The 13,224-nt window shown below is 69.1% G+C and carries 10 protein-coding genes and 1 pseudogene; 10 read left to right on the top strand and 1 reads right to left on the bottom strand.

What is annotated here, in order from left to right; all coding sequences use genetic code 11:
- Positions 1-171: 171 nt before the first annotated feature.
- Together ACFVKT_RS01085 and ACFVKT_RS01080 are read left to right on the top strand one after the other, a co-directional pair.
- A pseudogene (locus ACFVKT_RS01085) lies at positions 172-594 on the top strand (carbohydrate-binding protein); the annotation flags it as partial.
- 8 nt (positions 595-602) lie between these two features.
- Entirely contained in the window at positions 603-1,025 is a 423-nt protein-coding gene (locus tag ACFVKT_RS01080) for a beta-1,3-glucanase family protein (RefSeq protein WP_385726234.1), read from the top strand.
- A 54-nt stretch (positions 1,026-1,079) separates the two neighbouring features.
- On the opposite strand, the gene ACFVKT_RS01075 is transcribed toward ACFVKT_RS01080, so the two are convergent.
- A complete protein-coding gene (locus ACFVKT_RS01075) occupies positions 1,080-2,000 on the bottom strand; it encodes an AraC family transcriptional regulator (protein WP_385726232.1) in 921 nt (306 codons plus the stop codon).
- Positions 2,001-2,145: 145 nt separating this feature from the next.
- Here ACFVKT_RS01075 and tkt point away from each other — a divergent pair, with 145 nt between their 5' ends.
- The 8 genes from tkt to ACFVKT_RS01035 all read left to right on the top strand — a co-directional run bounded on the left by tkt (position 2,146) and on the right by ACFVKT_RS01035 (position 12,905).
- Positions 2,146-4,245 (top strand): transketolase, encoded by a 2,100-nt coding sequence (gene tkt, locus ACFVKT_RS01070; protein WP_385726230.1) that lies wholly within the window; start codon positions 2,146-2,148, stop codon positions 4,243-4,245.
- 19 nt (positions 4,246-4,264) lie between these two features.
- Complete coding sequence (gene tal, locus ACFVKT_RS01065; protein ID WP_385726228.1) at positions 4,265-5,410, top strand: transaldolase; 1,146 nt, start codon at positions 4,265-4,267, stop codon at positions 5,408-5,410.
- A gap of 176 nt (positions 5,411-5,586) precedes the next feature.
- Complete coding sequence (gene zwf / locus ACFVKT_RS01060) at positions 5,587-7,116, top strand: glucose-6-phosphate dehydrogenase (protein WP_385728071.1); 1,530 nt, start codon at positions 5,587-5,589, stop codon at positions 7,114-7,116.
- Entirely contained in the window at positions 7,113-8,048 is a 936-nt protein-coding gene (opcA, locus tag ACFVKT_RS01055; RefSeq protein ID WP_385726226.1) for a glucose-6-phosphate dehydrogenase assembly protein OpcA, read from the top strand. Before zwf ends, opcA begins: the two co-directional genes overlap by 4 nt.
- Complete coding sequence (gene pgi, locus ACFVKT_RS01050; RefSeq protein WP_385726224.1) at positions 8,041-9,690, top strand: glucose-6-phosphate isomerase; 1,650 nt, start codon at positions 8,041-8,043, stop codon at positions 9,688-9,690. Before opcA ends, pgi begins: the two co-directional genes overlap by 8 nt.
- A gap of 6 nt (positions 9,691-9,696) precedes the next feature.
- Positions 9,697-10,575, top strand: coding sequence for a phosphogluconate dehydrogenase (NAD(+)-dependent, decarboxylating) (gene gnd, locus ACFVKT_RS01045; RefSeq protein WP_385726222.1), 879 nt, complete (start codon positions 9,697-9,699; stop codon positions 10,573-10,575).
- A 5-nt stretch (positions 10,576-10,580) separates the two neighbouring features.
- Positions 10,581-11,189, top strand: a complete 609-nt coding sequence (locus ACFVKT_RS01040; RefSeq protein ID WP_385726220.1) for a histidine phosphatase family protein — start codon at positions 10,581-10,583, stop codon at positions 11,187-11,189.
- 234 nt (positions 11,190-11,423) lie between these two features.
- Entirely contained in the window at positions 11,424-12,905 is a 1,482-nt protein-coding gene (locus ACFVKT_RS01035; protein ID WP_385726218.1) for a catalase, read from the top strand.
- The last annotated feature ends 319 nt before the right edge of the window (positions 12,906-13,224 follow it).

Here is a 13,224-nt window from a genome sequence, read left to right as displayed (position 1 = left end):
CACCTAACCCACATGCTCGCCCAACCCCCACTCGCGCTCGCCCCATCATAAGCAGAACAATATGAGGTGCACCACGAGACCGGCGCCCCCCCCCGCCCCCCCCCCCCGCTTCTCGCTGCCCACCCCCTTATTTCACGGCGTGAACTCCCTTTCGCCGAAAGGACTTTCTCGCCCTCGGGCAACCGTGACGCGTACAGCGCGATCCAGGCCGAGTCCTACGACGGCCATGCGGGCGTCGGCACCGAGACGACCACCGACACGGGCGGCGGCCAGAACATCAGCGCACTCGCGAACGGCGACTACGCGCTCCACCGGGGCGTCAACTTCGGTTCCACAGCGGCCGGGCAGTTCTACGGCCGGGTCGCGAGCGGCGCGGCGGGCGGGGTCAGCGGACTCGTCGAGGTACGCCTCGACAGCCGCACCAGCGCACCGATCGGCAGCTTCGCGGTGGGCAACACCGGTGGCTGGCAGGCCTGGCGCACGGTCCCCGCGAACATCAGCGCGGTGACGGGAACCCACGACGTCTGTCTGACCTTCACCAGCGGCCAGCCGGCCGACTTCGTGAGCGTCAACTGGTTCGACTTCGGTCACTGACAGGGGAGTTGACCCATGACCACACGCTCCCCGGCCGGGCCGAGCACGCCACGCCCCGAGGTGCGGCGGCTGGTGACGGCCGGTCTGGCCGCCCTCGCCACCGTGCTGGTGCTCGGCCCGGCCGGGGCAGTGCCCGCGAAGGCCGCCGCCGACTACACCCAGGGCATCACCTCGACCGGCTCCGGCTCCGTCCCGATCTGGTTCAGGCACCGACCGACCGGGGCGTGGCCCTCGACACCTCGGCCCGGTACACCGCGTCCGCCTACTACACCGGGCCCGTCAAGAACGACTACGCCGCCTTCTTCCACGCCGTCGGCCTCGACAAGCGTGCCTATGCCTTCCCTTACGACGACGTCAACACCCAGTCGTCCGCGCAGATCCTGGGCAACGCGAATCCGGCCACCGGGCTGACGCTCGGCATCGGCTGGTGATCCGCCGACGGGAACGAGAGGGGGCGGACCCGGTGGGTCCGCTCCTCCTCTTCCTCAGGCCAGTTCCGCCCGGAACGCCGCCGGACTCGTGTCGGTGTGCTGGTGGAAGAACTTGGAGAAGTTCGCGGAGTCGGGGAAACCCACGGCGACGCCGATGCGTCCGATGGGCAGGTCCGTGTGGGCCAGCAGCCGCTTGGCCTCCAGGATCACCCGCTTGTCGATGAAGCCCTTCGGGGTCTCGCCGGTGGCCGCGCGGACCGCTCGGACCAGGGTGCGGCGGGAGTAGCCGAGGGCGTCGGCGTACGCGCTGACGCTGTGGTTGGTGGCGTAGCCCTTCTCGACCGCGTCCCGGAATCGGGTGAAGGTGGTGTCGCTCTGTTCGCGTGCCGCCTCGGCGGAGCTGGCCGCGAGGTGGGCGAGCCGGAGCAGGAACGCGGTCAGGGAGTGCCGCAGCACCGAGGTGTGCAGGCTGAGCGGCAGCGTGGTGGTGTCGACGTACTCGCGTTCGAGCTGGGCGAGTGACTGCTCCAGCGCGGCCAGTTGGTCCGGGCCGGGGCGCAGCAGCGGGGGCTGGTCGTAGCGGTAGAGGCCGGTCGCCTCGACGGTCGCCCGGGGGAGGAAGCCGGGCTGCATGGTCAGGGCGGTGCCCTGGTAGTCGGCGTGGGAGAAGCGGTGCACCTGGCCGGGGCGGATCCACAGGATGTCGCCGGCTGAGACCTCGTACTCGGCGAAGTCGATCATGTGCCGTACGGGCCCGGCGTGAAACAGCATCACCACGTGGAAGTCGATGCGGTGCACGCGCTCCAGCAGGGCCTTCGCGCGCCAGGTGCGGCCGCTCCCCATCGCGCCGACCTGCATACCGACGCCGGAGAGGCTCAGATCGACCGGAAAGGGAAAGGTCCTGATCCCGTCGATCTCCTTGCCGACTCCGCCGTCGCCACCGGCACTGCCGCCTTGGGTGCTTCTGTCCGCCATGTCCCTCTCGCGTCGGCTCGGTCTCACCGTGGGTGTCCCACTTTCACCGAAGGCTGACACACGGGCACCTTCCCCGGCAAAAGTCAGACTTTTAAGTTTGAAGGCGTCAGAGCAGTTACCCGCTCTTATCGAGGACTTCTTGAAGATGAGCACGCAGCAGAGCCCGCAGACACCTGCCGGCTCCTCCGACGGATTCGAGTGGACCGAGCTGGACCGGCGCGCCGTCGACACCGCCCGCCTGCTGGCGGCCGATGCCGTGCAGCAGGTCGGGAACGGCCACCCCGGCACCGCGATGGCCCTGGCCCCGGCCGCGTACACCCTCTTCCAGAAGGTGCTGCGGCATGACCCCGCCGACCCGGAGTGGACCGGCCGCGACCGTTTCGTCCTCTCCCCCGGTCACACCTCGCTGACCCTCTACACTCAGCTCTTCCTTTCAGGTTATGAACTCGAACTCGATGACCTGAAGGCGTTCCGCACGCACGGGTCGAAGACCCCGGGTCACCCCGAGTACGGCCACACGGCGGGCGTCGAGACGACGACAGGGCCGCTCGGCCAGGGCGCTGCCAACGCCGTGGGCATGGCGATGGCCGCCCGCTACGAGCGCGGTCTCTTCGACCCCGAGACGCCGGAGGGCGAGTCGCCCTTCGACCACACCATCTGGGCGATCGTCTCGGACGGCGACCTGGAGGAGGGCATCTCCGCCGAGGCCTCGTCGCTGGCCGGCCACCAGAAGCTCGGCAACCTCGTCTTCGTCTACGACGACAACCACATCTCCATCGAGGGCGACACGGCGACGGCGTTCTCCGAGGACGTGCTGGGGCGGTACGAGGCGTACGGCTGGCATGTGCAGCGGATCGCGCCCTCGGCCGACGGCGACATCGACGTGCGGGCGCTGCACACGGCGCTGAAGGCAGCGCAGGCGGAGACCGGGCGCCCCTCGATCATCGCGATGCGCACGATCATCGCCTGGCCCGCGCCGACCGCGCAGAACACCGAGGCCTCGCACGGCTCGGCGCTCGGCGCCGACGAGATCGCGGCCACCAAGCGCGTCCTGGGCTTCGGCCCGGAGCAGACCTTCGAGGTCGCCGACGAGGTCCTCGCCCACGCCCGCCGGGCCCTGGACCGCGGCGCCGAGGCACACACCGCCTGGGACAAGCGGCTCGCCGAGTGGCGCACCGCGCAGCCCGAGCGGGCGAAGCTCTTCGACCGTGTCATGGCCGGTCAGCTCCCCGAGGGCTGGGAGTCCGCGCTGCCGTCCTTCGAGGCGGGCACTTCGGTGGCCACCCGTGCCGCCTCCGGCAAGGTCCTCCAGGCGCTGGGCGGCGTACTCCCCGAGCTGTGGGGCGGCTCCGCCGACCTGGCCGGCTCGAACAACACGACCATCGACAAGGCCAGCTCCTTCCTTCCGAAGGGCAACCCGCTGCCGGAGGCCGACCCGTACGGCCGTACCGTCCACTTCGGCATCCGCGAGCACTCGATGGCCGCCGAGATGAACGGCATCGCACTGCACGGCAACACCCGCATCTACGGCGGTACGTTCCTGGTCTTCTCGGACTACATGCGCAACGCCGTCCGCCTCTCCGCGCTGATGCAGCTCCCGGTGACGTACGTGTGGACGCACGACTCCATCGGCCTCGGCGAGGACGGCCCGACCCACCAGCCGGTCGAGCACCTGGCCTCGCTGCGCGCCATCCCCGGTCTGAACATCGTCCGCCCGGCCGACGCCAACGAGACGGCGATCGCCTGGGCCGAGATCCTCAGGCGGCACGCCACCCACCCGGCCCCGCACGGCCTGGCACTGACCCGCCAGGGCGTGCCGACGTACCCGGCCAACCCCGAGGCGGCGAAGGGCGGTTACGTCCTCCAGGACGCCACGACCGACACCCCCGACGTCATCCTCATCGCCACCGGCTCCGAGGTGCAGCTGGCCGTCACCGCGCGCGAGCAGCTGGAGGCCGAGGGAGTGGGCACGCGGGTGGTGTCGATGCCGTCCGTGGAGTGGTTCGAGGAGCAGTCACCCGAGTACCGCGCTTCCGTCCTTCCGCCGTCCGTGAAGGCCCGCGTCGCGGTCGAGGCGGGCATCGGCCTGACCTGGTTCCGGTACGTCGGTGACGCGGGACGGATCGTCTCGCTGGAGCACTTCGGCGCCTCGGCGGACGCCAGGACCCTGTTCGCCGAGTTCGGGTTCACCGCCGAGAACGTCGCCGCCGCCGCGCGGGAATCCCTCGCCGCCCTCCGCGGTTAATCCGATCGCACGAAGGAAGATGATCACCGTGACCGAAGCAACCGCACCCGCGGCAAACCTGAAGCACCTCTCCGACGAAGGCGTCTCCATCTGGCTCGACGACCTCTCGCGCAAGCGGATCACGTCCGGCAACCTCGCCGAACTCATCGAGACCAGGCACGTGGTGGGCGTCACCACCAACCCCTCCATCTTCCAGGCCGCGATCGGCTCGGGCGAGGGTTACGAGGAGCAGCTGGCCGACCTCGCCACCCGTGGCGTGACGGTCGACGAGGCCGTCCGCATGATGACTACCGCCGATGTCCGCGCGGCCGCCGACATCCTGCGGCCGGTGTACGACGCGACCGGCGGCCGTGACGGCCGGGTCTCCATCGAGGTGGACCCCCGCCTGGCCCACCGGACGGCCGCGACGATCGCCGAGGCCAAGCAGCTCGCCTGGCTGGTCGACCGCCCGAACGTGATGATCAAGATTCCCGCGACGAAGGCCGGTCTCCCGGCGATCACCGAGGTCATCGGCCGGGGTATCAGCGTCAACGTCACGCTGATCTTCTCCCTGGAGCGCTACCGCGAGGTCATGGACGCCTACCTGGCCGGCCTGGAGAAGGCACAGGCCGCGGGCATCGACCTCGCGACCATCCACTCCGTCGCCTCCTTCTTCGTCTCCCGCGTCGACAGCGAGATCGACAAGCGCCTCACGAAGGCAGGCACCGACGAGGCGCTCGCCCTCAAGGGCAGGGCGGCACTCGCCAACGCGCGGCTCGCGTACGAGGCGTACGAGGAGGTCTTCGTCTCCGCCCGCTGGACCGCGCTCGCCCCGTCGGGAGCCCACAAGCAGCGCCCCCTGTGGGCTTCGACAGGCGTCAAGGACCCCGCGTACAAGGACACCCTGTACGTCGACGAGCTGGTCGCGCCCGGCACGGTCAACACCATGCCTGAGGCGACCCTGAACGCCACCGCCGACCACGGCGACATCCACGGCGACGCGGTGACCGGCGGTTATGACCGGGCCCGCGCGGATCTGGATGCTGTCGAGCGACTCGGGATCTCCTACGACGAGGTCGTGAAGCAGCTGGAGGACGAGGGTGTCTCGAAGTTCGAGGCGGCCTGGGAGGATCTGCTCGAAGCGGTGGCGGCCTCCTTGCGTGGCAAGGGAGTTGAGGGGGAATGACCAAGCATGAAACGCTTCCCGACCGTGCCCCGCAGACTGCGCCCGCCACGCCGGAGGGATCTGGTGACGCGGCCGTGGAACCGGCCGCAGTGAGCGCGGACGAGGCCACCGTTGTGGAACCGGCCGCAGTGAGCGCGGACGTGACCACCGCCAGAGACACGAACGGGACCACCGCTGTGGACCTCGACTGGTCCAACCCTCTCCATGACCCCCGCGACCGTCGCCTCCCCCGTATCGCGGGCCCCTCGGGCCTCGTCATCTTCGGCGTCACGGGCGACCTGTCGCGCAAGAAGCTGATGCCCGCCGTCTACGACCTCGCCAACCGCGGTCTGCTCCCGCCGGGCTTCTCGCTGCTCGGGTTCGCCCGCCGTGAGTGGGAGGACCAGGACTTCGCGCAGGTGGTGCACGACTCGGTGCGCGAACACGCGCGTACGGAGTTCCGGGAGGAGGTCTGGCAGCAGCTCGCGGAGGGCATGCGGTTCATCCCGGGCGACTTCGACGATGACGCGGCGTTCAAGCAACTGCGCTCGGCCGTCGACGAGTTGGACTCCTCGCGCGGCACCAGCGGCAACTACGCCTTCTATCTCTCCGTACCGCCGAAGTTCTTCCCCAAGGTCGTCAAGCAGCTCAAGAGGCACGGGCTCGCGGACGCTCGGGAGGGTTCCTGGCGGCGCGCGGTCATCGAGAAGCCGTTCGGGCGCGACCTGGACAGCGCGCGTGAGCTGAACAAGATCCTGCACGAGGTGTTCGACCCGGAGCAGGTGTTCCGCATCGACCACTATCTCGGCAAGGAGACCGTCCAGAACATCCTGGCGCTGCGCTTCGCCAACCAGATGTACGAGCCCATCTGGAACCGGTCGTATGTCGACCACGTCCAGATCACGATGGCCGAGGACATCGGCATCGGCGGCCGTGCGGGGTACTACGACGGCATCGGCTCCGCCCGCGACGTGATCCAGAACCACCTGCTCCAGCTGATGGCGCTGACCGCCATGGAGGAGCCCGCCGCCTTCGACGCCGAGTCGCTGCTCACCGAGAAGCTCAAGGTGTTCAAGGCCGTGAAGCTGCCGGAGGAGCTGGGCGAGCACACCGTGCGCGGGCAGTACGCGGCGAGCTGGCAGGGCGGCGAGCAGGTGCGCGGCTATCTGCAGGAGGACGGCATCGACCCCAGGTCGACGACCGACACCTACGCGGCCGTGCGGCTTGAGGTCGACAACCGCCGCTGGGCCGGAGTCCCCTTCTACCTCCGCACCGGCAAGCGCCTGGGCCGGCGGGTGACGGAGATCGCGGTGGTCTTCCAGCGCGCGCCCCACTCCCCCTTCGACTCGACGGCAACCGAGGAGCTCGGCGCGAACGCGATCGTCATCCGCGTCCAGCCCGACGAGGGCATGACGGTGCGCTTCGGATCGAAGGTGCCGGGTACGTCGATGGAGATCCGGGACGTCACGATGGACTTCGCTTACGGCGAGTCGTTCACGGAGTCCAGCCCGGAGGCGTACGAACGTCTGATCCTGGATGTCCTGCTCGGCGACGCCAATCTCTTTCCCCGTCACCAGGAGGTGGAAGAGTCCTGGAAGATCCTCGACCCGATCGAGGATCACTGGGAGAAGGACGGCAAGCCCGCGCAGTACCCCTCGGGCAGCTGGGGCCCGGAGGAAGCCGACGAGATGCTCGCACGAGACGGACGGAGCTGGCGCAGGCCATGAAGATCGACCTCACCGACACCACGGCAAGCAAGATCAACAAGGCGCTCGTGAAGGGTCGCCGCGAAATCGGCACACCCGCCGTGGGCATGGTCCTCACGATGGTCATCGTGACCGACGAGGAGAACGCGTACGACTCCATCAAGGCGGCCGAGGACGCCTCGCGCGAGCACCCCTCGCGCACCCTGGTCGTCATCAAGCGGGTCGCCCGCACCCCGCGCGACCGCACGAACTCCCGGCTGGACGCGGAAGTGCGGGTCGGCTCGGACGCGGGCACCGGTGAGACGGTCGTCCTGCGGACCTACGGCGAGGTGACCGACCACGCGGACTCGGTGGTCCTGCCGCTGCTGCTGCCCGACGCGCCGGTCGTCGTCTGGTGGCCGGTGGACGCCCCCGAGGTGCCCGTCAAGGACCCGCTGGGCGCCCTCGCGCAGCGCCGGATCACCGACATGTACGCCGTCGAGAACCCGCTGCGGGCCCTGGAGGCCCGCGCCGCCTCGTACGCGCCCGGTGACACCGACCTGGCGTGGACCCGGCTGACGCCGTGGCGCTCGATGCTGGCCGCCGCACTCGACCAGTCCCGTACGAAGGTGACCTCGGCGGCCGTCGAGAGCGAGGCCGACAACCCGAGCGCCGAGCTGCTGGCCCGCTGGCTGGAAGCCCGCCTCAAGGTCCCGGTCGAGCGGGTCGTCACCGCGGGGCCCGTGGTGACCGCCGTACGGCTCGGCACGAAGAGCGGCGAGATCGTGATCGACCGCCCCGAGGGCCCGCTGGCCACGCTGTCCCTGCCCGGACAGCCCTCCCGCACCCTCGCGCTGAAGGTGCGCCCCACCTCCGAGCTGATCGCCGAGGAGCTGCGCCGCCTCGACGCGGACGAGATGTACGCCATCGCCCTGCGGGGCGAGGGCACCAAGGAGACCCCCCGTCATGCCTGACTCTCCCAAGCTCACGCGGCGCCCCGAGTGGGTGGCCCTGGAGGACCACCGTGCCGGCGCACTTCTGCACCCGCGGTTGCGTGAGCTGTTCGCCGCCGACCCCGCTCGCGCGGAGCGCTATGTCGTACGCGTCGGCGACCTGCGGATCGACTACTCCAAGCATCTGATCACCGACGAGACGCTCGCCCTGCTCCGGGAACTGGCCACCGCCACCGGCGTGTTCGGGCTGCGGGACGCCATGTTCCGCGGCGAGAAGATCAACGTCACCGAGCGGCGGGCGGTCCTGCACACCGCGCTGCGCGCACCGCGCGACGCGGTCGTCGAGGTCGACGGCGAGAACGTCGTCCCGGCCGTGCACGCGGTCCTCGACAAGATGACCGACTTCGCCGAGCAGGTCCGCTCGGGGAAGTGGACCGGGCACACCGGCCGGCGCATCCGCAATGTCGTCAACATCGGCATCGGCGGTTCGGATCTCGGCCCGGCGATGGCGTACGAGGCGCTGCGCGCCTTCACTGACCGCGAGCTGACGGTCCGCTTCGTCTCGAACGTCGACGGGGCCGATCTGCACGAGGCCGTCCGGGACCTCGACCCGGCGGAGACGCTGTTCATCGTCGCCTCGAAGACCTTCACGACCATCGAGACCATCACGAACGCGACCTCGGCCAGGACCTGGCTGCTCGCCGGTCTCGGGGGCGACTCCGACGCCGTGGCCAAGCACTTCGTCGCCCTGTCGACGAACTCCGAGAAGGTCGCGGACTTCGGTATCGACACGGCGAACATGTTCGAGTTCTGGGACTGGGTCGGCGGGCGGTACTCGTTCGACTCGGCGATCGGTCTGTCGCTGATGATCGCGATCGGCCCGGACCGGTTCCGCGAGCTGCTCGACGGGTTCTTCGTGGTCGACGAGCACTTCCGTACCGCGCCCGCGGAGGCCAACGCGCCTTTGCTGCTCGGCCTGTTGGGCATCTGGTACGGCAACTTCTTCGACGCCCAGTCTCACGCGGTGCTGCCGTACTCGCACTACCTGTCCAGGTTCACCGCCTACTTGCAGCAGCTGGACATGGAGTCCAACGGCAAGTCCGTGGACCGGGACGGTCACCCCGTGGAGTGGCAGACCGGCCCGGTGGTGTGGGGCACGCCCGGCACCAACGGACAGCACGCGTACTACCAGCTCATCCACCAGGGCACGAAGCTGATCCCGGCCGACCTGATCGGTTTCGCCAACCCGGTCGGCGAGCTGAGTGACGAACTCAAGGCCCAGCACGACCTGTTGATGGCCAACCTCTTCGCCCAGGGACAGGCGCTCGCCTTCGGCAAGACCGGCGACGAGGTCCGTGCCGAGGGGGTTCCCGAGGAGCAGGTGGCGCACCGCACCTTCCGCGGCAACCACCCCACCACGACCATCCTGGCGGCCGAGTTGACCCCCTCGGTGCTCGGCCAGTTGATCGCCCTCTACGAGCACAAGGTGTTCGTCCAGGGTGCGATCTGGAACATCGACTCCTTCGACCAGTGGGGCGTCGAACTCGGCAAGGTCCTCGCCAGGCGCGTGGAGCCCGCCGTCACCGAAGGCGCCGACGTGCCCGGCCTCGATCCCTCCACCGCCGCCCTCGTGGCCGCCTACCGCACTCTCCGGAAGAAGTGAACTGATATGCAGCTCGGACTGATCGGCCTCGGGAAAATGGGCGGCAACATGCGCGAGCGGATCCGCCGCGCCGGCCACACCGTCCTCGGGTACGACCGCAACCCCGACCTCGCCGACGTGAGCAGTCTCGCCGAACTCGTGAGCAAGCTCGAAGGCCCGCGAGTGGTGTGGGTGATGGTCCCCGCCGGCGCCGCGACCCAGTCCACCATCAACGAACTGGCCGCCCTCCTGTCGCCCGGTGACGTGGTCGTGGACGGCGGCAACTCGCGCTGGACGGACGACGAGAGGCACGCCGTCGAGCTCGGCATCAAGGGCATCGGCTTCGTCGACGCAGGCGTCTCGGGCGGTGTGTGGGGCCTGGAGAACGGCTACGCCCTGATGGTCGGCGGCGACGCGGAGAACATCGCGAAGGTCCAGCCGGTCTTCGACGCCCTCAAGCCCGAGGGCGACTTCGGCTTCGTGCACGCCGGGAAGGTCGGCGCGGGCCACTTCTCCAAGATGGTCCACAACGGCATCGAGTACGCCATGATGCAGGCCTACGCCGAGGGCTGGGAACTCCTGGAGAAGGTCGACTCCGTCACCGACGTACGCGAGGTCTTCCGCTCCTGGCAGGAAGGCACCGTCATCCGCTCCTGGCTGCTCGACCTCGCCGTCAACGCCCTCGACAGCGACGAACACCTGGACAAGCTGCGGGGCTTCGCGGAGGACTCGGGCGAGGGCCGCTGGACGGTGGAGGCGGCCATCGACAACGCCGTCCCGCTGCCCGCGATCACCGCCTCGCTCTTCGCCCGCTTCGCGTCCCGCCAGGACGACTCACCGCAGATGAAGATGGTCGCGGCACTGCGCAACCAGTTCGGCGGCCACGCCGTCGAGTCGGCGAAGTAACCGCCATGGGGGACCTGTTCCTGGTCCGCCACGGCGAGACCGAGTGGAGTGTGTCGGGACAGCACACCAGTTGGACCGACCTGCCCCTCACCCGGCACGGCGAGGAACAGGCCAAGTCCCTCGCCCCGCTGCTCACCGACCGGACCTTCGCCCTCGCGCTCACCAGCCCGCTCGGCCGCGCGATACGCACCGCGGAACTCGCCGGCCTGTACGGAGCCGTACCCGACCCCGATCTGCACGAGTGGGACTACGGCGCGTACGAAGGTGTCACGACGGTCGAGATCCACCGCACCCGGCCCGACTGGTACCTCTGGGACGACGGGGTCCCGACCGGACCCGCAGGGCATCCAGGCGAGTCGCCGACGGAGGTGGGCCGGCGCGCCGACCGCGTGCTGAAGCGCATCGGGCCGGCGCTCGACGCCGGTGACGTGGTCCTCGTGGCGCACGCCCACTTCCTGCGGGTGCTCACGGCCCGCCACCTGGAGCTGCCGGCCTCCGACGGACGCCTGTTCCAGCTCGCGACGGCGACGGTCAGCCGGCTCTCCACGGAGCATGGGCGACCGGTGATCGCCGAGTGGAACGTCACGGGAGCCGCCGCGCCCGTTCGCCCCTGACCTGCACCGGAAACGGAATCGGGGCGGAAACGGGACGACGAAGTCCATCAACAGGGGCCGGGCTCGATACGAGCCCGGCCCCTGCTTCTTGCCGCCAGTCGTGCCCCGAATGATTGCCTTACGTATACCGTCCTTTGGTTTCTGTATGCACATGTCCTTTTTATCCTGGTATGAGACCAAGCCTGGTACGCAACCAGGACCAGTGCACTCTCGACCGGATCATCGGAGGCCGACGTGACCACCGAACACCAAGTGCGTCCCACCCTCACCACCGAGGCGGGCGCACCCCTGGCGGACAACCAGAACACGGAGACGGCCGGACCGGGCGGCCCGATGCTGCTCCAGGACCAGCAACTCTTCGAGAAGCTCGCGCACTTCAACCGTGAGCGGATCCCGGAGCGGATCGTGCACGCACGCGGCGGCGCCGCGTACGGCACCTTCACACTCACCCGTGACGTCTCGAAGTGGACCCGGGCGAAGTTCCTCTCCGAAGTCGGCAAACAGACCGAGACCTTCCTGCGAATGTCCACGGTCGCCGGCAACCTCGGATCTGCGGACGCGGTGCGTGACCCGCGTGGTTTCGCGCTGAAGTTCTACACCGAGGAGGGCAACTACGACCTCGTCGGCAACAACACGCCGGTCTTCTTCATCAAGGACGCCAGCAAGTTCCCCGACTTCATCCACACGCAGAAGCGCGACCCCTACACCGGATCCCAAGAGGCCGACAACATGTGGGACTTCTGGGGACTGTCGCCCGAGTCGACGCATCAGGTGCTGTGGCTGTTCGGCGACCGGGGGATCCCGGCCTCCTTCCGCCACATGAACGGCTACAGCTCGCACACCTACCAGTGGAACAACGACGCCGGCGAGATCTTCTGGGTCAAGTACCACTTCAAGACCGACCAGGGCATCAGGAACCTCACGGTGGAGGACGCCGCGGAGCTCGCCGGTCGCGACCCCGACTCCCACCAGCGCGACCTGCGCCGGTCGATAGAGCGCGGCGAGTTCCCGTCCTGGACCGTGCAGGTGCAGATCATGCCGGAGGCCGAGGCGGCGCACTACCGCTTCAACCCCTTCGACCTCACCAAGGTGTGGCCGCACGCGGACTATCCGCCGATCGTGATCGGCAAGCTGGAGCTCGACCGCAACCCGGACAACGTCTTCGCCGAGGTCGAGCAGGCGATCTTCAGCCCGGCCCACTTCGTTCCCGGCATCGGCCCGTCCCCGGACAAGATGCTCCAGGGCCGCCTCTTCGCCTATGCGGACGCCCAGCGTTACCGCGTCGGCGTCAACGCCGATCTCCTGCCGGTGAACCGCCCGCACGCCACCGACGCGCGGACCTACGGACGCGACGGCGCGCTGTACGACGGCCGCCACGGCGGGGCCAAGAATTACGAACCGAACAGTTTCGGCGGACCGTTGCAGACGGACCAGCCCCTGTGGTCGCCCACCACCGTCGACGGCTACACCGGCAACCACGAGGCTCCCTCGCACGCCGAGGACAACGACTTCGTACAGGCCGGCGATCTCTACCGACTGATGCCGGACGACGCGAAGGATCGCCTGGTCACCAATCTGGCGACCGCCATCTCCGGTGTGTCCGCCGAGCGCGACGACATCGTGGACCGGGTGGTCGGCAACTTCGCCCACGCCGACGGCGATCTCGGCAGGCGACTGGAACTCGCGGTGAAGGAGCTACGCGGAGGGCACAACTAGCCTTGCGTCAAGGCTCTTTGCTCCGCAGGCCTCGCCGTAGGACTCCTTGCTCCTCAGCCTCGCCATAGGGCTCCTTGTTCCTCAGCCTCGCCGTAGGACTCTCTGTTCCTCAGCCTCGCCGTAGGACTCTCTGTTCCTCAGCCTCGCCGTAGGACTCTCTGCTCCTCAGCCTCGCCGTGAAGCCTTCTGCTGCCCCGGCCACGGGGGCGCCTGGTCACCCCGAGGCGCCCCCGGGAATCGTCTCGCGAACAGAGTCAGACCCCAACACCGGGGCTTCGCCCGGCCGTTCAGGCGCTTCGCGCTTGCGGCGCTCTCAGCC

This window comes from Streptomyces sp. NPDC127595 (genome assembly GCF_042671685.1).
GTDB lineage: Bacteria > Actinomycetota > Actinomycetes > Streptomycetales > Streptomycetaceae > Streptomyces.
The sequence above is the reverse complement of the archived record's forward strand: the minus strand, read 5'-3'. Positions and strand labels throughout refer to the sequence as shown.

What these genes read in the sequence shown, in the direction of transcription:
- ACFVKT_RS01075 (WP_385726232.1), bottom strand. Translation starts at nt 2,000, where the DNA reads ATGGCGGACAGAAGCACCCAAGGCGGCAGTGCCGGTGGCGACGGCGGA.
- tkt (WP_385726230.1), top strand. Translation starts at nt 2,146, where the DNA reads ATGAGCACGCAGCAGAGCCCGCAGACACCTGCCGGCTCCTCCGACGGA.
- tal (WP_385726228.1), top strand. Translation starts at nt 4,265, where the DNA reads ATGATCACCGTGACCGAAGCAACCGCACCCGCGGCAAACCTGAAGCAC.
- opcA (WP_385726226.1), top strand. Translation starts at nt 7,113, where the DNA reads ATGAAGATCGACCTCACCGACACCACGGCAAGCAAGATCAACAAGGCG.
- pgi (WP_385726224.1), top strand. Translation starts at nt 8,041, where the DNA reads ATGCCTGACTCTCCCAAGCTCACGCGGCGCCCCGAGTGGGTGGCCCTG.
- gnd (WP_385726222.1), top strand. Translation starts at nt 9,697, where the DNA reads ATGCAGCTCGGACTGATCGGCCTCGGGAAAATGGGCGGCAACATGCGC.
- ACFVKT_RS01040 (WP_385726220.1), top strand. Translation starts at nt 10,581, where the DNA reads ATGGGGGACCTGTTCCTGGTCCGCCACGGCGAGACCGAGTGGAGTGTG.